Below are 19921 nucleotides of genomic sequence, written 5' to 3'. Positions count from 1 at the left end.
TCCTCGTGTCGGTGTTCGGCGGCGAACAGTTCGAGTATGGTTCGATGCATACCCCGGGGAAAGCGGTTATTTCCGGTCTCATTCTTCGATAGAACCGATGTGAGGTGCGCCCGATGCCTGACGTGCCCGACTTCACGCTGCGGCAACTGGCCTATCTCGTCGCGGTGGCCGACGCCGGAACCATCGCCTCCGCGGCGGCGGACGTCCGCATCTCCCCGTCGACCCTCTCCGACTCGCTCGCCGACCTCGACCGGCTCGCGGGCACGCCGCTTACAGTGCGACGCCGCGCGCACGGGGTGTCGCTCACGAGCGCGGGGGCCTACGTCGTCGAACACGCCCGGCCTCTGCTGGCGGCATCCCGCGAACTCATGATCGGCCTGCGCGCCGAACCCGGAGAACTCGTCGGGCCCATCACGATCGGGTGTTACCCGACCCTCGCCCCCACCGTGCTGCCCCCGCTCCTGCACGACTTCGGTGAGGCCCACCCGCGGGTCGACCTCCACATCCGCGAGGCCACCCACGATCAGCTCGAGGGGCGGATCGAGTCGGGCGAGGTCGATGTCGCCTTCGTGTACGACACCCTGGTTCCCGGCCATCCGCGCCGCGAGCGCCTCTTCGCCCTGCCCGCCCACGTGCTGCTCGCCGCCGACGACCCCTTGGCCCAGGGAGAGAGCGTGCGGCTCGAGGACGTCGTGTCGCGCGACCTCATCCTGCTCGACGCCCCGCCGTCCTCGGCGCACACGCTGTCGCTGTTCGAGGCGCGCGGGCTCACCCCGCGAATCCGTCATCGCACCGCCAGCTACGAGGCGGTTCGCACACTCGTCGGCCGCGGACTGGGCTACGGCATCCTGGTGCAGCGCCCCGCGAACCCGGCCAGCTACGAGGGCTACCCTGTGGCCATGAAGGAGATCTCGCCGCCCGTCGATCCCGTCGGCATCGACGTCATCTGGTCGGCGACGATCGATCCACCCGAGCGTGTGCGAGCCCTGGTGTCGTTCGCTCGTTCGATCCGCTGGACGTCGTCGTGAGCGTGTTGCGCTGGGCGGTCAAGACGTCCCTCGTGGGCTACGTGCGCGGCATGAGCGACGGGGCGGTCGTCGTCGCGGGCGGCGTGCGCGAGGCTGACGGCGGATTCGTCTTCCCCGGCGAGGGGCACCGGTTCTCCGGCAGCGTGACCTTCACCGGCCACGGGGGGATGATGCGCGTGACCCTCGCCGACCCGGCTCTCGTCGACCGCGCGGGCACGTGGGTGCTCGAGATCGCCGACCCCGACGACGACGGTGTGAGGCTGCCCTTCGCCACGGTCGCGGCGTTCGACGGATCCACCGGCACGGGGGTCGCGCTCACCGCCGACGGCGCGGACCTCTTCTTCGGCCCGTACGAGGCGGGCACACCGCTCGAGGATTTCCGCATCGGCTCTTGAGCCGATTGCCTCAGCCCACAGCTGCCGCGAACGCGGAACGGCCGGGGCACCCGTGGGTCTCCCGGCCGTTCGTCGGCGGCTTTCAGGCGTCAGTCCTCGTCGTCATCGTCTTCCTCGTCGTCATCGCCCACGATCTCGATGTCCTCGACCTCGAGCTCAGGCGTCAGCTGGACGTGCACAAGCGCGTCGGGGAACGACGTCGCACCGGCGAACACGACGATGACCGCGTCGGCGAAGACGCCGACACCCACGGCCTCGAGGTCGGTGCGCAGGTCGATCTCGGCATCCACCTCGTCGTCGTCGAGCGCGTCCTCGATGTCGGAGACGACCTCGTCGACGATCGCGCGCCAGCGGTCCTCGCTGACGCCCAGGATCTCGGAGAGGGATGCCATGATCGCGTCGATGTCGGGATCGTCGACGTCGTCGATCTCGGGGTCGAGGTCGACCTCCACCTCGACGCCGGCGGCGTCCAGATGGGCGAGGCCGACGACGGTGTCGTCGTCGATGCTCGGCTCGTCGAGCAGTCCGCTCTCGGTGACGCGGCGGAGAAGGTCGTTCAGCACGGACTCAGTCATACAGGAACGATGCCACGACGAGCACCATCCGTGTAGCCCCTTGGCAACTCGCACGAGGAGTACCGCATTTCGTCACCCGTCGTCTACCCGGCGGCGGCTACGAGTCGCCCCTCAGAACGCCGAGGCGGGGGTGCGATACGTCGCACCCCCGCCTCGGAGTCGTCACTGAGGAATCAGCAGGCGACGATCTGAGCGTAGGCCGCCCTCTGCGGCGGATTCGACCACCCGGCCGCCGACGCGACTTGCTGAGCGATCAACGCACCCTGGAAGTAGAGCTTCTTGTCCGGGCTGAGGAAGTACCCCGCCCCGACAGGCTCCGTACCAGCCGGCATGGCCGCGTAGGAAAGGTCCAGGGAATTGACAGCCCTCCTTGCACGGTAGGCCGTTCCGTCTGTCTTGAAGTAGTCCGCGAACTGCACGTCGTCCTGGCAGTCCTGCCAGCCGGTTGCCACCTGCACGCTGCCCACGACGAACGATCCTCCCCAGTACAGCTGATCACCGAGCAGGAAGAACCCGGCGCCGACGGGCTTGGCACCCAGTGGAGTGAGGCCGGGCGCCCACGAGCGGTTGGCTGCGGCGGCGCCGCGGGCACGGAAGGCGGCACCTGTGGCCACCCGATACGTCGCCAGCTGCGACGGCCCGCTCTCCTGGGCGAACTCGGCCCATCCGCGTGCCGTGGCGACCCCCGTTCGGATGCTCGCGTTACCGAAGTAGAGAGCGCCGCCCGGAGTCAACCAGTACCCCGCGCCGACGGCCACCGCGTCGGAGGGAACGCTGTTGTAGATGGTGGGATTGACGGAGGTCTGGTCCGCGAGGAAGGCATTGCCCTGCGCACCCCGGTAGTCGGCGAACTGCCGGTCGACTTGCGGGTTCATCCAGCCAATCGCCTCGGTGACACCGGTCGCGACCAATGTGCCTCGGAAGCTGAGCACACCGTCACCGCTGAGGTAGTAGTCCGCACCCCGCGGCTCGGATCCGATGGGCGTCAAGCCTGTGGTCCAGACGGCGTCCTGCGGGATGGCACGCTTCGCCCGGTAGGAGGCCAGGTCAGCGGTACGGTAGTCGCAGAAGGGGTCCTGCCCGTTCGCCCATCCGGCCCCCGAGGTGACGCCCGTCCGGATCGCGGCGCCCTCGTACCACAGATCCGTGCCGGCGAGGAAGTAACCGTAGCCCAATAGAGCGGCCCCCGATGGCGTGCCGCCGTAAACGGGGTTCCCCGCGACTGTCCCCGCGGCCCGCTCCGCGACCCCGTTCTTGAAGTAGTCGGCATAGAACTGATCGTTGTTGCGGAAGTACCAACCGACCGCACCGGTCACACCATTGGTGACGCCCTGACCGTCGAAGTACAGCACCCCGGTGCTGTCGAGCGCGTATCGAGCTCCGATCAGGTTGGCGTTCAGGGGCGCATTGCCCGCTATCCACGTGCTTTGGTTGGGGGTCGCACCCCGAGCGCGCAGAGCCTGTCCATCCGTGCGTCTGTAGGTGGCATAGAAGTAGTCGTTGTCGCTCCATGCCCCGACCGACGCGATTCCGGGGGCAACGAGCGTCCCCTCGAACCACAGCTCGTTCGTCGAGGTGCGGAAGTATCCGAAACCGAGGAGCTGTGCTCCGGCCGGCGCGTCCGTGTAGGTCTTCTGGTTCGGCTGCTCGCGGTGCGCACGCCGCACGATCCCATCGGAACCACGATAGTCGGCACGACTACCCTGATCCTTCGAGTCGTACCATCCCACCGCGTCGGTTACACCGGTGACGACGAGCTGTTCCTTGAAGTACAGGCTTCCCGCTGAGGTGAGGAAGTAGCTGTTGCCCAAGGGCACGGCGTCGGCGGGAAGGCTCGGGTAGGACTCCTCGATGCCCCTGTCCCAGAGTCGGTGCAGTTTGCCGTCCGCTGTGCGCACATCTGCATGCGTCCCGCCGGAGTCATTCCACGTCATCACTTTGTCGATCTGGAGATTGACCTTGTCCGCGTTCCAGTACAACGTGTTGTCTGCCGTGAGGAAGTAATCACTTGTGAGAGCTTTGACGTAGGCCACTCCCGTCGGCCGGAACGTCTGATCGGCCGGCCGCTCGTTACCCGCCTGATATCCGACGCCGTCGCGAGTCACGTACGTGCAAACCTGCTCGTTCCAGGTGCGGAACCACCACCCGCTTGCGGAGATGACGTCCGTCGCGATGAGACGACCTTGCCAATACAGCTCTCCGCTCGGGGTGAGGAAGTAGTCCGCCCCGACAGCGGCTGCGTCGTTCGGCATCGGTGAGTATGTGCGCTCGATCCGTTCGTCTCGCGCGCGCGCCAAGGCTCCAGAACTGAGGCGGAAGTCGCAGCAGGTGTTGTCGCGATCGGACCGCGCCACGGCCGATTCGACGGTTCGTGCGACGATCTTGTCGCGCCACCGGAGGACGCCGTCAGCGAGGAAATACCCACCGCCGAGCGCCGTCGCATTAGTCGGGATGCCCGTGTAAGGCGTGTCTGTCGCAGACTCGTACCGGGCGCGGTAGGCCTGCCCCGCCGTGGTGATGTAGTCCGCGTAGTTGGCCTGACCCACCTGGTGCCACCCCATGGCGCTGACAACGCCCGCCACCAGCAGCTTCCCCTGGTAGTAGAGCTCCCCGTTCGCGGCGTCGAAATGATACTCCGCGCGAATCGGCACTGCGCCTGCAGGCATCGGTGACAGCATGAGGTCGATCTTCTCGAACTTCATCCGGACGGCTGCCCCCGACTTGAGACGGAGGTCCGCGTGCAGATCACCACCGGAGGTGCACCATCCGGTCGCCACGTCGACGCCCGCGGTGGCGAACTTGCCGTCCCAGTAGAGGTCGCCGTTGGACGCGAGGTAGTAGAAGCCGCCCACAGGCTTCGCACCCGCGGGCACGTTCGTGTACGCGTTATCGCGAGGCCGGTGCTCCCACGCGCGAAGCGCCTTGCCCGACTGTGTCATGTAGTCGGCGTACGGGGCGTTGCGAGCGCGATGATACCACCCCGCCGCCGAGGCCACCTGCGCGGCCACGAAGTTCGCCTGGTAGAAGAGGTCGCCATCCGGCGACAGGAAGTAGTCCGCCCCGATCGGCACGGCGTTCTCGGGCATCGGCGAGAAAGTGGCGATGATGTTCTCATCGTGCGCCCGAACGAGAACGCCCGTCGTCAACTCGATGTCGGCGAAGATCTCGTCATTGTCGGCCCATGCCACCACCGACCTCACGTTTCCGGTGACCGGCTTGGCATCCGTGTCCCAGACGAGATCGCCGGCGTCACTCAGGAAGTATCTCTGTCCCACGGGACGCATGCCAGCGGGCACCTTGTCGTATTCGGCCTCCACTCCGCTCCACTTGGCGCGGTACTTGCGGCCGTTGGACAGAACGTAGTCCGCGTACTGCGCGTTGTATCCGCGGTGGAACACGCCGACAGCCGTGACCACGCCGGTTGCCACTCGCGTGTTCTCGAACCACAACTCCCCGTTCGCGGAAAGGAAGTAGTTCGCACCGACCGGTTTCGCCCCCTTGGGGGTGTTTGCCCAGGTCTGGGCGATCGGATTCGTCTGCGATGCCCCCAGTGCGTTGGTGTTCGGCGCGACCGTCACGAGCGTGTTCGCGACGAGCGAGCCGGCAGTGGCCGTGATCGAATTGTCGGAAGCCCCCACCCCGATGTTGATGGGAGGCACGGCGTACTTCCCCGACGCGTCTGTGACACCGCTGTTCGAGCTCGAGCCGCCGTCGAAGGTGTAGCCAGAGGGCAGCGACACAACCACGGACGCGCCCTGGACTGGTTGGGAGCCATTGAGGAGGGACACCTGGACTCCGGTGAGAATTCCGCAGGCGACGGCGGCGTAGGTCGTGTTGTCGAATGCGAGGCGCAGGCCCGAAGCGGCGTGGGCAGGCGCGGCGGTGGCGACAGCGATGGCAGGAACGGCCCACGCCGCTCCGGCGAGGACGGTACGACGACCGATCGGCTTGGCCGTCGCCTGTCCGTCCTCGACGCTGACTCCCCGTTCGGGCACGTCAATGGTCACTTATGTCTCCCCTGAGGTAGTGCGGCCGTCTGCGGCCCCAAAATGCGAATAGAGGCATCGGGTGCAAGCCTCAGGGGAGACTTAACGGCGGATGAGGCGCGCCGATCGAACGCACGGCGGTGCCGCGCCACCGGGTGATCTAGCCGAAAGCGCGGGAGTTCAGCCCTCGGCGGAGGCTGGGCGGGGGTGTCGCGCCACAGTGATCACCCGCGGCGTCACCTGCCTGTGGAGGAACCGTGGACCGGGAGATCCCGCGGCTGCACGGAACTGCTGATATCCGGGCTCAGCGAGCGATCATGCGCTCCGCGGCCTCGACCACATTCGTCATGAGCAGGGCCACCGTCATCGGGCCCACTCCACCCGGGTTCGGGGACACGTACCCGGCGACCTCGGCCACGTCGGGGTGTACGTCGCCGTAGACGCGGTCTTTTCCGGTCTCGGGGTCGGTCTCGCGCGTCACACCGACGTCGAGCACCGCCGCACCGGGCTTGACGTGTTCGGGACGCACGATGTGCTTGACTCCGGCCGCGGCGACGATCACGTCGGCCTCGCGCAGGTGCTTCGCCAGGTCGGTGGTGCCCGTGTGGGTCAGGGTCACCGTCGCGTTGATCTCGCGGCGGGTCAACAGCAGCCCGATCGACCGACCGATCGTGACGCCGCGACCGACGACGACAACCTCCTTGCCCCGCAGGTCGTAGCCGTTGCGCAGCAGCAGCTCGATGACCCCGCGCGGGGTGCAGGGCAGCGGCGTCGTGATCGGTGCGTTGACGTTGAGCACGAGCCGCCCGAGGTTCGTGGGATGGAGGCCGTCGGCATCCTTCGCGGGGTCGATGCGCTCGAGGATCGCGTCGGTGTCGAGGTGCTTCGGCAGCGGCAGCTGGACGATGTAACCGTGGCAGGACGGGTCGGCGTTCAGGCCGTCGATGACCGCCTCCACTTCCTCCTGCGTGGACTCGGCCGGCAGCTCGACCTGGATCGAGTTCATGCCGATCGCCTCGGATTGCTTGTGCTTCATGCCGACGTAGAGCTGCGAGGCGGGATCGGCACCGACGAGCACGGTCGCGATCCCGGGCACGATCCCGCGCTCGCGCAGGGCCGCGACCCGCTCGGCGAGCTCCGTCTTGATCGCAGCCGCAGCGGCCTTGCCGTCGAGTCTCGTCGCCGTCATGGCATCCCTCTTCCTCGTGTCGATCGGGGTCACCCCGTCACGCATAAACGCTTCTCACTCGCATAAACGCGTTCTGCCCGTGTTTATGGGCGCGGATCGCGTTTATGCCTCGGGCCCGGCCGCTCCGCAGGACGAGCGTGTGACCGGATGCCGAGCCCCCGCCGCCGAAGGACGGGAGCACCGGATGCCGGGCGGGGCCGCCGCGAGGGCGCCCCGCCCCGGCGGGGCTTACTGCTGCAGGTCGGGGTACAGCGGGAACGCCGCGGTGAGCGCGGCCACGCGGGAGCGCAGCGCCTCGAGGTCGGCATCCGGCTGCAGGGCCAGGGCGATGATGTCGGCCACCTCGGTGAACTCGGCGTCGCCGAAACCGCGGGTCGCGAGGGCCGGGGTGCCGATGCGCAGGCCCGAGGTCACCATCGGCGGACGCGGGTCGTTGGGGACGGCGTTGCGGTTGACCGTGATGTGGATCTCGTGCAGCAGGTCTTCGGCCTGCTTACCGTCGATCTGAGCGTCGCGCAGGTCGACGAGCACGAGGTGCACGTCGGTTCCGCCCGAGCGCACGGCGATGCCGGCGCTCTTGACGTCATCCTGCGTGAGACGGTCGGCGAGGATCGCCGCACCCCGCACCGTGCGCTCCTGGCGCTCCTTGAACTCGGGCGTCATCGCGAGCTTGAACGCCGTCGCCTTCGCGGCGATGACGTGCATGAGCGGACCGCCCTGCTGGCCCGGGAAGACCGCGGTGTTGATCTTCTTGGCCAGATCGGGGTCGTTGGTGAGGATGAGGCCCGAGCGGGGTCCGCCGATCGTCTTGTGCACCGTGGTCGAGACGACGTGGGCGTGCGGGATGGGCGACGGGTGGACGCCCGCGGCGACGAGGCCGGCGAAGTGCGCCATGTCGACCCACAGGTACGCGCCCACCTCGTCGGCGATCGCGCGGAACGCGGCGAAGTCGAGCTGGCGCGGGTACGCCGACCATCCGGCGATGATGACCTTGGGCTTGTGCTCGACGGCGAGACGGCGCACCTCGTCCATGTCGATCACCGATGTCTCGGGGTCGACGCCGTACGCGACGATGTCGTACAGCCGGCCCGAGAAGTTGATCTTCATGCCGTGGGTCAGGTGACCGCCCTGGTCGAGGGCGAGGCCCAGCAGCGTGTCGCCGGGGCGGGCGATCGCGTGCAGCACGGCGGCGTTCGCGCTCGCGCCCGAGTGCGGCTGCACGTTGGCGAACTCCGCGCCGAACAGCGCCTTGGCGCGCTCGATCGCGAGCGACTCGGCGACGTCGACCTCTTCGCAGCCGCCGTAGTAGCGGCGGCCCGGGTAGCCCTCGGCGTACTTGTTGGTCAGCACCGACCCCTGCGACTGCAGCACCGAGACGGGAACGAAGTTCTCCGACGCGATCATCTCGAGGTAGCCGCGCTGGCGGTCGAGCTCCCGCTCAAGCACCTGGGCGATCTCGGGGTCGACCTCCGACAGGGGGGCGTTGAAGTACGGATCGGTCATGCGATCTCCTTGACGATGGTTCCGGATGCCGCGGACTCGGCGAGTCCGCGGAGATACCGCATCGACCCAGGCGTGCGGTCGAATACCGTCAAGCGGTCGCTCCCCGGTGGTGGCCCACCTCAACGCCAGTCGCGACGTCTTCACATTACCGGGTCCGCGCGCGACGCGCCCGGGGCAGTCGCTCACGGGCGAGCTATCCCGGATGCCGCGCGCCGGCGCCCGCGTAAAATAGCGGCGTGACCGACACTCCCCACGTCCGCGCGCAGGCGCCCCTTGCCCCCGGAATGCGTCCGCGCCCGACGGCGGTCGAGATCGGGAGCGTCCTGTGCGGTATCGCCGCGTTCCTGAGCCTCGCGATCTGGGGCTTCACCGCGTGGCCGCTCCCGTGGAACATCGTCGCGGGCCTCGGAGCGCCCGCCTTGGCGATCCTCGTCTGGGCGCTCTTCGTTTCGCCCCGCGCGGTGCTGGCCGTTCACCCGTTCGTCCGCGCCCTCGTCGAGCTGTTCGTCTACGCCGCGGCGACGATCGCATGGTGGAGCATGGGTCAGGCCTGGATCGGCCTCGTGTTCGCGATCGTGGCCGTCACTTTCGGTGCCCTGAACGGCCGCCGGCGCCTGGCGTGACTCCCGACGTCGTCGCGCTCCTGCGGGCGGAGCTGGGCGATCGCGTCGACACCTCGCCCGCCGCGCTCGAGTCCGCGCGCGCCGACAAGTCCGGCCATGCGTCGGCCGGGTCGCCCCTGGCGGTGGTGCACGCGGCATCCGTCGACGACGTCCGAGCGGTTCTGCGTATCGCGACAGCCACCCGCACGCCGGTCGTCCCCCGCGGCGCCGGCACCGGGCTCGCCGGCGGAGCGAACACCGGGCGCGGCGAGATCTCGCTGTCGCTGCGCGGCATGGACCGGCTGGTCGAGGTCCGCCCCGACGACCTTCTCGCGGTGGTCGAGCCCGGCATCCTGAACGCCGAGCTGAACGCCCTTCTCGAACCCCACGGGGTGTGGTGGGCCCCCGACCCTGCCAGCCGCGCGATCTCGACGGTCGGCGGCAACATCGCCACGGGCGCCGGAGGGCTGCTGTGCGCGAAGTACGGCGTCGTCCGCGACGCGGTGCTCGGCGTCGACCTCGTGCTCGCCGACGGCCGACTCCTGCACCTCGGGCATCGCAGCGTCAAGGGCGTCACGGGCCTGGACCTCACCTCGCTCGTCATCGGATCCGAAGGCATCCTCGGCGTCGTGGTCGGTGCGACCCTCAAGCTCCGTCGCCTGGTCGCGGGTGAGCGCGTGACGCTGACGGCCCTGTTCGACGACGTGCGGACCGCCGCCGTGGCCTCCGCGGCCGTGACGGCATCCGGCATCCAGCCCGCGATCATGGAGCTCATGGATGCCACGAGCCTCGCGGCCGTGCACCGCCTGCTGTCGATGCCGGCTCCGCCCACGGGCGCCGCGCAGCTCACCATCCAGACCGACGGACCCGTCGCCGCCGACGAGGCCCGGGCGATCGCGGAGGTGCTCCGCGGTGCCGGTGGCCAGGTGGCGGTCGCGGTGGACGACGCCGAGGGAGAGACGCTGCTGGCCGTGCGTCGCGCGTTGCACCCGGCGATGGAGACCCTCGGGACGACGCTCATCGAGGACGTCTCGGTGCCGCGCAGCGCCCTGCCCGCAATGTTCGACGCGATCGCGCGCATCGAGCGGAGGTTCGGCCTGAACATCCCCACCGTCGCGCACGCGGGCGACGGCAACCTCCACCCCAACTTCGTCTTCGACGGCCCCGACGTGCCCGCCGTTGTGTGGGATGCCGCCGAGGAGCTGTTCCGCGCCGCCCTCGACCTGGGCGGGACGCTCACGGGCGAGCACGGGGTGGGTGTCCTGAAGCGGCGCTGGCTCGCCGACGAACTGGGGGACGACCAGTGGCGCCTGCAACGCGACATCGCGCGCGTCTTCGACCCGCTCGGCATCCTGAATCCGGGCAAAGTGTTCGCAATCTGACCTCCGCGCACCGGGCGTAATCAGAACGTGACAAACGTCACGGCTCGGGCGCAGAACCCCCGCCTACCATGGAAAGACTGACTTTTGTGGGGGGTTCACCTATGACCGACGGCGCGAACGGCACCGACGGCGTCACCTACGCCTGGACTCCGGCCGAGCCCGCGAAGCGGAAGAACCGCTCGGGGCTGTGGATCGGCATCCCCGCGGGCGCGACCGCGGTCGCCCTCATCGCGGCCTCGCTGGTGCTCATCGCCCCCGGCGCATCCGTGGCGGGCGTGCAGATCGGCGGCTTGACGGCGGGCGCTGCGGCGCAGGCGATCTCGGCGCGGCTCGCCGACACGGAGATCACCGTCGAGAGCCCCGCGGGAGAGGTGACCGTCACCGGAGCAGACCTCGGCGCGACCGTGGATGCCACTGCCATCGCCGAGAAGGCCTTCGCCGACAACCCGATGTGGAAGCCGTCCGCGTGGTTCCCCGCCGGCACCGGCGTCGAGGTGCAGATCGACCCCGCAGAAGCGGCGACCGTGCTGCGCGACCGCGCCCCCGGCACTTACCAGGCACCGGTCGACGCGACCGTCGCCTTCGACGCCGGCTCGCAGACCTACGTGACGACCCCCTCTGAGGCCGGAGAGGGCATCGACATCGCCGCGGTCACCGCCGCGCTGCAGACCGCGTTCGACGAGGGCACGGTCGCCGCGACCGCACAGGCCGACCTCGTCCCGGTCGAAGCCCCCGTCACCACCGAAGAGGCCGACGCCGCCGCCGCTACGCTCAACGGCATCCTCGATTCCGCCGGCTTCTACGTGGGTGACGAACGCACGGTGCCGGTCGACCGCGCCGTCGCGGCATCCTGGCTCACCGTGACCTCCGACGGCGAGGGCGACTTCGCCATCACGGCAGACGAGGCGGCGATCCAGTCCGTCGTCGACGGTCTCGCCGCTGCTGTGGACCGCCCCGCCGTGAACGCCGACGTCATTGTCGACCGCGGCGGCGAGGTCATCCACGCCCGCGTCGAAGGACAGACGGGCCGGGCGATCGGCGACACCGCCGGCATCGCCGCCGCATTCGCCGAGCAGCTGTCGGAGGGCAACGGGAAGTACGCGCTGAACGTCACCGAGACCCCCTTCGAGACCACCACGACAGAGCGGTGGATCGACGTCAACCTGAGCGCGCAGACCGTGACCCTGTACGAGAACGGCCAGGTCTACCGCAACTGGTCGATGTCGTCGGGCAAGAGCGGGTGGGACACCCACACCGGCAGCTTCCGCATCGGCTGGAAGACCCCCATGCAGGACATGGGCTGCGTCCCCGGTTACGACTGGTGCACGAAGGACGTCCCGTGGGTCGCCTACTTCAACGGCGACGAGGGCTTCCACGGCACCTACTGGCACAACAACTTCGGCACCCCGATGAGCCACGGCTGCATCAACCTCACGATCGCCAACGCCAAAGAGCTGTACGACTGGGCCTACCGCGGCACCGAGGTCTCGGTCCACTACTGATCGACCCGCAGACAGGGGCCGGATGCCAGCGGCATCCGGCCCCTTCTTCGTATCCGGTGCGCGGGCGGAAGCCGTGCGTCGCCGGGCCGTGGCGCCGCGCCCGCCGGGCACAACTCCTGCATTTTGTGCCGCCGGGGCCTCGTGCGCCGCACCGGCCGGGGTTCCGCCGGAGTTATGCGGCGCGAAAAGGAGAAAGGTCGGATGCCATGGCATCCGGTTCCTTCTTCGCGCCCGGTGGGCGAGCAGAAGCCGCACGTCGCCGCGCGCCGCGCGACGCCGGGGCACAACTCCTGCACCCCGCGCCCGCCGGGGCCCCAAGCGCCGCACCGGCCGGGGTTTCGCCGGAGTTATGCAGCGCGAAGACAAGAGGCGGGACGGATGCCAGCGGCATCCGGCCCCTTCTCCGCACCCTGCGCGCGGGCAGAAACCGCACGCCCGCCGGGCACAACTCCTGCACCCCGCGCCCGCCGGGGCCCAAACCCCCCACCCACGAGGGTTCCGCCGGAGTTATGCAGCGCGAGACAAGAGACGGGCGGATGCCAGCGGCATCCGGCCCCTTCTCCGCACCCTGCGCGCGGGCAGAAACCGCACGCCCGCCGGGCACAACTCCTGCACCCCGCGCCCGCCGCGGCCCCAAGCGCCCCACCCGCCAGGGTTCCGCCGGAGTTATGCAGCGCGAAGACAAGAGAGGGGCGGATGCCAGTGGCATCCGCCCCTCTCGGGTCGGGGAATCAACGCAGGGCGTCGATGATCCCGTTCAGCGTTGCGGAGGGACGCATGACCTTCTCGACCAGCGCGGTGTCGGGGCGGTAGTAGCCGCCGATCTCGGCGGCGTGGCCCTGCACGGCGAGGAGCTCCTCGACGATGGTCGACTCGTTGGAGGCCAGAGCCTCGGCCACCGGCGCGAAGACCGCGGCGAGGTCGGCATCCGTCGTCTGCTGCGCCAGCTCCTGCGCCCAGTACAGGGCGAGGTAGAAGTGGCTGCCGCGGTTGTCGATCGTGCCGAGCGCACGGCCCGGCGACTTGTCGTTCTCGAGGAACGTGCCGGTGGCGGCATCCAGCGTGTCCGCGAGAACCTGCGCACGCGCGTTGCCGGTGAAGCCGGCGTAGTGCTCGAGCGAGGCGGCGAGGGCGAAGAATTCGCCGAGCGAGTCCCAGCGGAGGTAGTCCTCCTCAAGGAGCTGCTGCACGTGCTTGGGCGCCGAGCCGCCCGCGCCGGTCTCGAACAGTCCACCGCCGGCGAGCAGCGGCACGATCGAGAGCATCTTGGCGCTCGTGCCGACCTCGAGGATCGGGAACAGGTCGGTGAGGTAGTCGCGCAGCACGTTGCCGGTCACCGAGATGGTGTCCAGGCCGTGGCGGAGACGGGCGAGCGTGTAGCGGGTGGCCTCGGCCGGCGGAAGGATGAGGATCTCGAGACCGTGCGTGTCGATCGTCGCGAGCGCCTGGTAGACCTTCGCGATGATCTGGGCGTCGTGCGCGCGGTTGACGTCGAGCCAGAACACGGCCGGAACGTTCGTGGCGCGAGCGCGGCGCACGGCGAGGTTCACCCAGTCGACGATCGCGACGTACTTCGTCTGCGTCGCGCGCCAGATGTCGCCCGGCTGCACGTCGTGCTCGATGACGACGTTGCCGTCGCCGTCGACGATCTCGACGCGGCCCGCGGCGCTGATCTCGAACGTCTTGTCGTGGCTGCCGTACTCCTCGGCCGCCTGCGCCATGAGACCGACGTTCGGGACGGTGCCGATGGTGGCCGGGTTCAGCGGACCGTTGGCGATCACGTCGTCGATGACGGCCTGGTAGACCCCCGCGTACGACGAGTCGGGGATGACCGCGAGCGTGTCGGCCTCTCCCCCGTCGGCGCCCCAGAGCTTGCCGCCGTTGCGGATGAGGGCGGGCATCGAGGCATCCACGATGACGTCCGAGGGGACGTGCAGGTTCGTGATGCCCTTATCGGAGTTGACGTACGACACGCGCGCGGCGGCGTCGACGGCCTTCTCGAACGCCGCAGCGATCTCGGCGCCCCCTTCGACCGAGCCGAGGCCCGACAGGATGCCACCGAGGCCGTTGTTCGGGTTCAGACCCGCGGCGGCGATGGTGTCGCCGTACTGCGCGAAGACGTCGGCGAAGTACGCCTTCACGACGTGACCGAAGATGATCGGGTCGCTGACCTTCATCATCGTGGCCTTGAGGTGCACCGAGAACAGCACGTCGTCGGCCTTGGCCTGGGCGACCGTCTCGGCGAGGAACGCGTCGAGAGCCGCTGCCGAGAGGAACGTGGCATCCACGATCTCGCGCGGGAGCACCTTGAGGTTGTCCTTCAGCACCGTGACCGTGCCGTCCTCGGCGGTGTGGCGGATGGTGAGCACGTCGTCGTGGGCGGCGACCCACGACTTCTCGTTGCTCTTGAAGTCGTCGTGACCCATGGTGGCGACGCGGGTCTTCGAGCCCTCGGCGAACGGCTTGTTGCGGTGCGGGTGCTTCTTGGCGTAGTTCTTCACCGCGAGCGGGGCACGGCGGTCGCTGTTGCCCTCGCGCAGCACCGGGTTGACCGCGGAACCCTTGATGCGGTCGTAGCGCGCCCGCACGTCTTTGTCTTCGACGCTCGTCGCGTCGTCGGGGTAGTCGGGGACGTCATAGCCCTGCGACTGCAGCTCCGCGATCGCGGCCTTGAGCTGCGGGATGGATGCCGAGATGTTCGGCAGCTTGATGATGTTGGCCTCGGGAAGAGTGGCGAGGCCACCGAGCTCGGCGAGCGCGTCCCCCACGTGCTGCTCGGGCGTGAGTCGCTGCGGGAAGGCCGCGAGGATACGGCCGGCGAGCGAGATGTCGCGGGTCTCGACGTCGACGCCCGCCTGCGTCGTGACGGCCTGCACGATGGGCAGGAACGACGCGGTCGCGAGCGCCGGCGCCTCGTCGGTGTACGTGTAAATGATGGTGGAATCGGGCACGTCGAATCTCTCCGTAGAGGCGGCCAGGGTTGCGCTCCAGCCTATCGCACCGGCGCAAAGTCTCTTGATATCGAGATACTTCGGGGCGGTTCGTCGCTTCGATGTCCACAACACGCGGACGGCGGAGGTCGGCATCCGGAATGTTGCGCGGATCGGCGGGCCGGATAGCCTGGGCGCATGGCCGACCTTCGTCTCGTCGAACTTTCCGCCGCCACGATCGTGGCGGTGAACAACCTGTCGCTCAAGCCCGGGCAGGAGCAGTTCCTCGCTCCGGTGAGCTACGGCATCGCCGCAACGGTCATGGATCCGCAGACCTCCTGGCAGCGCGTCGTGGTCGACGGCGACGAGGTCGTCGGCTTCGTGAGCGCCAACTTCGACCCCGAAGCGCACGAAGAGCACTTCCGGTCGGTGCTGTGGCGGATCAACGTCGACGCCGACGACCAGGGACGCGGCGTTGGCCGCTTCGCCCTCGGCGAGCTGCTCGATGAGGCGCGTCGTCGCGGAATGGACCACGTCGACGTCATCTACGAACCCGGTGTCGGCGGCCCCGAGGCGTTCTTCCAGCGCGCGGGCTTCGAGCCGGTCGGTGAGACGGAGTACGGCGAGACCATCGCCCGCGTTCGCGTGTGAGGACGAGATCGTCGGCGGCGGGGGTGAAACGGCACCCCCGGGACCCCGACTCGCCCTTACCGTCGTGAGATGTCCTCCCCTCGCTTCTCCCTCCCTCTCGGCGTTGCCATGGCCGCGTTCGGTTTTGCACAGCTCGGAGCCGCCCCTCAGTGGTGGAACGTCGCCACGACCGTGGTGATGGTCTCGGGCGGAGCGATCCTGGTCGTGCAGGGGCTCATCTCCGCGGGACGGCGGACCCGTGGGCGGGCCACCGACGCGTTGTGAGCTCCGCTCGGATGCCGTGACGCAGCCGTGCGCGCCGTGGTCAGCGCAGGTCGCGACGCAGGAACGATCCCGCTCCTACCACGACGACACCAACGAGCCACACGCTCGCGATGAGCACGGCCAGACTCTGATCAACGCCACCGTCGGCGAGGCCGAGCACAGACAGGTCCAGGCCTCCCGCCCGCAGAAACGTCGGCAGAGGCAACCACTCGCAGAACGTCGGCCACACCGGAGCGAGCATCACCGCGAGGCTCAACGAAATGGGCGCGACGAAGAGGGCCGGCAGATGCGCCTGCACGAGCAGCCCGACCCCGAGACCCCACAATGATGCCGCCGCGGCCACGACGATGGTCGCGGCCACGTCGCGGGCGTGGAGCCCGAGCAATGCGAACGCTGGCACCAGAGCCAGGCGTGCCCCCAGCAGCGCCGCCATCCCTACGGCCGCTCCCCCGAGAGCGGTGAACGGGATGCGGCCGACGAGCGCCCACCCCCGCGGTTGCACCGTGGCGCGTTGCGCCACCACACCGACACGGCGGTCGATCGTGTATCGGAACGAACCGTAGATCGCGGCCATCACGGCGGCGTAGACCGCGATCACCGTTGAGAGCGTTTCAGCGAGGAGGACCTTCTCCGCGTCCGGAGCGAGTGCGACATCCGTCGGAATGCTCGCCGCGATCGACGCCGACAGCACCGCGGCGACCCCCGCCACACCCACGAGGGGCAGGTCTCGCGCTGCGCAGAGCGCCTGTGACAGGACGGTGCGCTTCAGGCTCGTGGGCAGCGCGATCCGGTCGGTCATGGCGCCCCTCACGCGAACCGCCGCCGGCCGATGGCCCACGCGGCTGCCGCCAGCGCCACGGTCCACACCACGGCGATCGGGCCCGCGACGGCGGCCGGGAGAAGATCGGGATGGTTCTGCGGCGAAGCCAGCCCGGCGAGCGAGAGGCCTGGCGAGAACCGTGCCACCTCAGGCGCCGTCCCCAGCAACGCCAGTTCCAGAGCGAGCGGGCCAGCCAAGACCACGGCGGCGGCGACGTAGTAGTTCCCCACGACCCATCCGACGGATGCGCCCATGACCGAACCGAGCAGCGCACCCGGCAGCGCTCCGACGAGCGTTGCCGCCGCCCCGGCCGAAGGGACCGGGGCGATGCCGTGAAGGGGGAGAACGATTGCGACGACCGCGGACCACACCGCAACCACCCCCGTCGTCAGCAGGAGACCGACCGTGACAGCCGCCAGCGCCTTCGCCACGAACACCCTGCGGAAGCCGAGCTCGACCACCGTTCGGTTCATCGACACGTAGTAGAACTCCCGGGTCACCCCGAACGCTCCGGTGAATGCGGCGACGACGAAAGACCATCCGATCGGAGCGAGGGCGATCTGCGTCGCCGTCGTGGCATCCATGGTCGTGATGTGTCCGAGGGTGTCGTCGCTCGTCAGGATGATGAGCGGCACGAAGACCGCGAGCACGATGACCGCGAGCGTGCTGAGCCCGCTCCGCGCGCGGAGCACCTCCGAGCCGATCGCCCCGATCATGCGCGGCTTCCCTCGACCAGGGCGAAGTAGCGATCCTCGAGGGTGTCGCCCTCTGCGCGAACGAGGTCACGGAGCGCCCCCGCGTATACGACGGTTCGCTGAAGGATCACGACTTCGTCGACCGTGTTCTGCAGCTCACCGAGCTGGTGACTGGACACGAGGACCGTGCCACCGGCGGCGGCGTAGGCGCGCAGATATCGGCGAAGCCACCGGATGCCGTCCGGGTCGAGGCCATTGGACGGCTCGTCGAGAATGAGCGTGCGCGGTGTGCCCATGAGAGCCGCGGCGAGGCCGAGGCGCTGCACCATCCCGGTCGAAAAAGTCTTGACGCGCCGTCGAGCGTCGTTGCTGAGCCCGACTTCCTCCAGCACTTCGTCGACCCGCTGGCGGGGTGCGCCGACCGCCAGCCGCACGATCTCGAGGTGCCGCCGCGCGGTGATGCCGACCTCGAAGCCGAATCCGTCCATCTGGACCCCGACGTGTGCCGACGGCTGTGCGAGTGTGCGGAAAGGGACGCCGTCGATCAGGGTCTCCCCTGTGCTGGGGGATGTGAGCCCGACGATGGCGCGCAACGTGGTCGACTTGCCCGCACCATTCGGACCGAGGAGACCGACGATGCTCCCCCGGCGCACGGTGAAGGACACATCATCGACGGCAGTGCGCGAGCCGTACTTCTTCGTGAGGTGTCGTACCTCGATGGCGTTGTCTGTCATGACTGGCCTTCCTGAGAACCGGAGAGGGAGGAGGGGAATGCGGTGAGGAGCGTGGAAAGCGGCCCGGTCACGTGTGAGGACCACACCTGGGACAGGAGGGAGCGCGTCCCCAGCTGGACGAACGCGCGACCCGCGGACGGCAGCGCGTCGCCCGCAGCAACGTCGACCACCCCTACGGCGGTGGCCTCGACGCGCACGCCCGTGGCGGCGAGCGGCGTGAACGCGGAGATGGGGACCGAGAGGGTCCAGGATGTCTGTGGCCGGACGGTGCCGACGGCCACGCGCGCGTCGCCGAGGATGCCGCTGGTCATCAGTTCGACGGGGGTACCCGCGGTCACGGGGACGGCCGCGGAGCCATCGGCGGGCACTACGAGGACCGGCCTCCCGTCCACGAGCAGGAAACCGGCGGCGCGGGCGTCCGCGACGGGGACCACGGCAGCCGCCGTGATGATCGCGGCGAGAAGGGTAGCGCCCATCACGAGGCCGCGCAGGCGTCGCCGCCCCTGCCGGACACTGGCCGCGAGCCAGCGCGCGACCGGCACTCCGACGGCGACGAGCACCACCACTTGCAGGGCCAGGGCAAGGAACGCTCCGAGTGCCCCCGTCCCGGACAATGCCCGCACGGCGCGCTCGAGAGCGAACCACACCAGCGTGGTGGGAACGGCGACGCTGAGGAGGCCGAACGGGACGCTCCACCACCGCGCCAGCGCGCGGGGTGGCGGCTCGGTGCCGAAGAGGAGCCAGCGCACGGTCGCGCCGGCGTCGGCCATCGTCCGCGCGCGGAGATTCGGCTCATCGACGGCGCTCATCAGCGCGATGTAGCCGTCGAAGCGAACGAACGGGACGAGGTTGACGAGGACGACCGCCGCACATGCGCACGAAAGGACGAGAAGGGTGCGGCGCACGTCCGGGTCGGTCGTGAAGAGCGCCGCCAGAGCCGCCGCGCCGCCCATCACGGCGTGGACGGCCGGACCGGCGAGCGCGACAGCAACGCGCAAACGGCGGGACGGGAGGCGCCACGCGTCGGTGACATCGACGAAGAAGGCGGGGCCGAGGTAGAGCAGCATCACACCCGCTCGCCGCGGTCGGGCCCCCGCGGAGGTGAGCATCACGCCATGTGCGGCCTCATGGGCGAACGTCGCCGCCACGAGGACCACCGCGACGATGAGGACATCGACCATGGGAAGAGGGGATGTGAGAGCGGTGATCGCACCGCTGGCCTGCATGATCAGCGCCGCGCCGCCGAGGACGACGCACACAGCGGCCCCCCACGGCACCCAGCGCCCGAGAACGGGTCGCAGCACGCGATGGAGGACCTCGAACAGTTCGGGGGCGCGGAGTGTGGCGAACTGAATCGTCAGGGGCGGCCGATAGGTCATGCGCCCGGCCAGCGGTCGCTCCGATCCCTCGAGGAGACCCGCGTGGCGGAACCGATCGATGAGGTCCGCGAATGCGCCGGTCGGCTGCTCGGGCGCGAAACGCCGGTGCAGTTCGGCCACGCTCGTGGCCCCATCCATGGCGCGCAGCAGCTCGGTCGTCGCGACCGATGCGCGCGAGACCGGCACCCCGTCGACGGTGACGAGCCAGGAGTCCGGCCCGCCGGCGCGCTCGAGGCGAACGGATGCCGACAGCCGTGGCGGCGCGGCATTGTGGGGGTTCTGCACG

At 69.3% G+C, this 19921-nt stretch carries 16 protein-coding genes and 1 riboswitch; of the genes, 7 read left to right on the top strand and 9 right to left on the bottom strand.

Features of this window, described 5'->3' with window-relative positions:
• Window positions 1-113 precede the first annotated feature (113 nt).
• Window positions 114-1028, top strand: a complete 915-nt coding sequence (locus MHY30_RS02565; protein WP_239274939.1) for a LysR family transcriptional regulator — start codon at window positions 114-116, stop codon at window positions 1026-1028.
• On the top strand, window positions 1025-1423 hold the full coding sequence (locus MHY30_RS02560) for an HtaA domain-containing protein (protein ID WP_239274938.1): 399 nt from the start codon (window positions 1025-1027) through the stop codon (window positions 1421-1423). Before MHY30_RS02565 ends, MHY30_RS02560 begins: the two co-directional genes overlap by 4 nt.
• Before the next feature lie 89 nt (window positions 1424-1512).
• On the opposite strand, the gene MHY30_RS02555 is transcribed toward MHY30_RS02560, so the two are convergent.
• The 4 genes from MHY30_RS02555 to glyA all read right to left on the bottom strand — a co-directional run bounded on the left by MHY30_RS02555 (window position 1513) and on the right by glyA (window position 8676).
• Window positions 1513-1998, bottom strand: a complete 486-nt coding sequence (locus MHY30_RS02555; protein ID WP_239274937.1) for a cytochrome C5 — start codon at window positions 1996-1998, stop codon at window positions 1513-1515.
• 173 nt (window positions 1999-2171) lie between these two features.
• Window positions 2172-6005 carry a hypothetical protein gene (locus MHY30_RS02550; protein WP_239274936.1) on the bottom strand — a complete coding sequence of 1278 codons (3834 nt, stop codon included), beginning with the start codon at window positions 6003-6005 and terminating at the stop codon, window positions 2172-2174.
• Window positions 6006-6288: 283 nt separating this feature from the next.
• Complete coding sequence (locus MHY30_RS02545) at window positions 6289-7173, bottom strand: bifunctional methylenetetrahydrofolate dehydrogenase/methenyltetrahydrofolate cyclohydrolase (protein WP_239274935.1); 885 nt, start codon at window positions 7171-7173, stop codon at window positions 6289-6291.
• A 228-nt stretch (window positions 7174-7401) separates the two neighbouring features.
• Complete coding sequence (glyA, locus tag MHY30_RS02540) at window positions 7402-8676, bottom strand: serine hydroxymethyltransferase (protein ID WP_239274934.1); 1275 nt, start codon at window positions 8674-8676, stop codon at window positions 7402-7404.
• Window positions 8677-8733: 57 nt separating this feature from the next.
• Window positions 8734-8819, bottom strand: a riboswitch (ZMP/ZTP riboswitch).
• Between the two features lie 93 nt (window positions 8820-8912).
• Between glyA and MHY30_RS02535 the strand changes: the two genes are divergently transcribed.
• From MHY30_RS02535 to MHY30_RS02525, 3 genes are all read left to right on the top strand, one after another.
• Window positions 8913-9299: a YrdB family protein gene (locus MHY30_RS02535; RefSeq protein WP_239274933.1), complete on the top strand. Its 387-nt coding sequence runs from the start codon at window positions 8913-8915 to the stop codon at window positions 9297-9299.
• Window positions 9296-10660 (top strand): FAD-binding oxidoreductase, encoded by a 1365-nt coding sequence (locus tag MHY30_RS02530; RefSeq protein ID WP_239274932.1) that lies wholly within the window; start codon window positions 9296-9298, stop codon window positions 10658-10660. The genes MHY30_RS02535 and MHY30_RS02530 overlap by 4 nt, the downstream gene beginning before the upstream one ends.
• Before the next feature lie 101 nt (window positions 10661-10761).
• Window positions 10762-12162 (top strand): L,D-transpeptidase family protein, encoded by a 1401-nt coding sequence (locus MHY30_RS02525; protein WP_239274931.1) that lies wholly within the window; start codon window positions 10762-10764, stop codon window positions 12160-12162.
• A gap of 731 nt (window positions 12163-12893) precedes the next feature.
• On the opposite strand, the gene MHY30_RS02520 is transcribed toward MHY30_RS02525, so the two are convergent.
• Window positions 12894-15113 (bottom strand): NADP-dependent isocitrate dehydrogenase, encoded by a 2220-nt coding sequence (locus tag MHY30_RS02520; RefSeq protein WP_239274930.1) that lies wholly within the window; start codon window positions 15111-15113, stop codon window positions 12894-12896.
• Between the two features lie 177 nt (window positions 15114-15290).
• Between MHY30_RS02520 and MHY30_RS02515 the strand changes: the two genes are divergently transcribed.
• The gene (locus tag MHY30_RS02515) at window positions 15291-15743 is read left to right on the top strand and encodes an N-acetyltransferase (RefSeq protein WP_239274929.1); all 453 of its coding nucleotides are present in this window, start codon (window positions 15291-15293) and stop codon (window positions 15741-15743) included.
• Between the two features lie 69 nt (window positions 15744-15812).
• The gene (locus MHY30_RS02510) at window positions 15813-16007 is read left to right on the top strand and encodes a hypothetical protein (protein WP_239274928.1); all 195 of its coding nucleotides are present in this window, start codon (window positions 15813-15815) and stop codon (window positions 16005-16007) included.
• Window positions 16008-16047: 40 nt separating this feature from the next.
• Here the strand turns inward: MHY30_RS02510 and MHY30_RS02505 are convergent, their stop codons facing one another.
• The 4 genes from MHY30_RS02505 to mpaP are packed head-to-tail and all read right to left on the bottom strand — an operon-like array spanning window position 16048 to window position 19920.
• Window positions 16048-16806: a hypothetical protein gene (locus MHY30_RS02505; RefSeq protein WP_239274927.1), complete on the bottom strand. Its 759-nt coding sequence runs from the start codon at window positions 16804-16806 to the stop codon at window positions 16048-16050.
• Between the two features lie 8 nt (window positions 16807-16814).
• Complete coding sequence (locus MHY30_RS02500) at window positions 16815-17543, bottom strand: ABC transporter permease (RefSeq protein ID WP_239274926.1); 729 nt, start codon at window positions 17541-17543, stop codon at window positions 16815-16817.
• On the bottom strand, window positions 17540-18256 hold the full coding sequence (locus MHY30_RS02495; RefSeq protein WP_239274925.1) for an ATP-binding cassette domain-containing protein: 717 nt from the start codon (window positions 18254-18256) through the stop codon (window positions 17540-17542). The genes MHY30_RS02500 and MHY30_RS02495 overlap by 4 nt, the downstream gene beginning before the upstream one ends.
• Complete coding sequence (gene mpaP / locus MHY30_RS02490; protein WP_239274924.1) at window positions 18253-19920, bottom strand: daptide biosynthesis intramembrane metalloprotease; 1668 nt, start codon at window positions 19918-19920, stop codon at window positions 18253-18255. The genes MHY30_RS02495 and mpaP overlap by 4 nt, the downstream gene beginning before the upstream one ends.
• Window position 19921 lies beyond the last annotated feature (1 nt).

This window comes from Microbacterium sp. ACRRU (assembly GCF_022346945.1).
GTDB classification, from domain to species: Bacteria; Actinomycetota; Actinomycetes; order Actinomycetales; family Microbacteriaceae; genus Microbacterium; species Microbacterium mcarthurae.
Note: the sequence above shows the minus strand (reverse complement) of the source record. Positions and strands in the feature narration are given on the sequence as shown.

Bases quoted from the DNA above. Each gene is read 5' to 3' on its own strand.
- MHY30_RS02545 (WP_239274935.1), bottom strand. From the start codon at position 7,173: ATGACGGCGACGAGACTCGACGGCAAGGCCGCTGCGGCTGCGATCAAG.
- MHY30_RS02515 (WP_239274929.1), top strand. From the start codon at position 15,291: ATGGCCGACCTTCGTCTCGTCGAACTTTCCGCCGCCACGATCGTGGCG.
- MHY30_RS02495 (WP_239274925.1), bottom strand. From the start codon at position 18,256: ATGACAGACAACGCCATCGAGGTACGACACCTCACGAAGAAGTACGGC.
- MHY30_RS02525 (WP_239274931.1), top strand. From the start codon at position 10,762: ATGACCGACGGCGCGAACGGCACCGACGGCGTCACCTACGCCTGGACT.
- MHY30_RS02555 (WP_239274937.1), bottom strand. From the start codon at position 1,998: ATGACTGAGTCCGTGCTGAACGACCTTCTCCGCCGCGTCACCGAGAGC.
- MHY30_RS02565 (WP_239274939.1), top strand. From the start codon at position 114: ATGCCTGACGTGCCCGACTTCACGCTGCGGCAACTGGCCTATCTCGTC.
- MHY30_RS02500 (WP_239274926.1), bottom strand. From the start codon at position 17,543: ATGATCGGGGCGATCGGCTCGGAGGTGCTCCGCGCGCGGAGCGGGCTC.
- glyA (WP_239274934.1), bottom strand. From the start codon at position 8,676: ATGACCGATCCGTACTTCAACGCCCCCCTGTCGGAGGTCGACCCCGAG.
- MHY30_RS02505 (WP_239274927.1), bottom strand. From the start codon at position 16,806: ATGACCGACCGGATCGCGCTGCCCACGAGCCTGAAGCGCACCGTCCTG.
- MHY30_RS02510 (WP_239274928.1), top strand. From the start codon at position 15,813: ATGTCCTCCCCTCGCTTCTCCCTCCCTCTCGGCGTTGCCATGGCCGCG.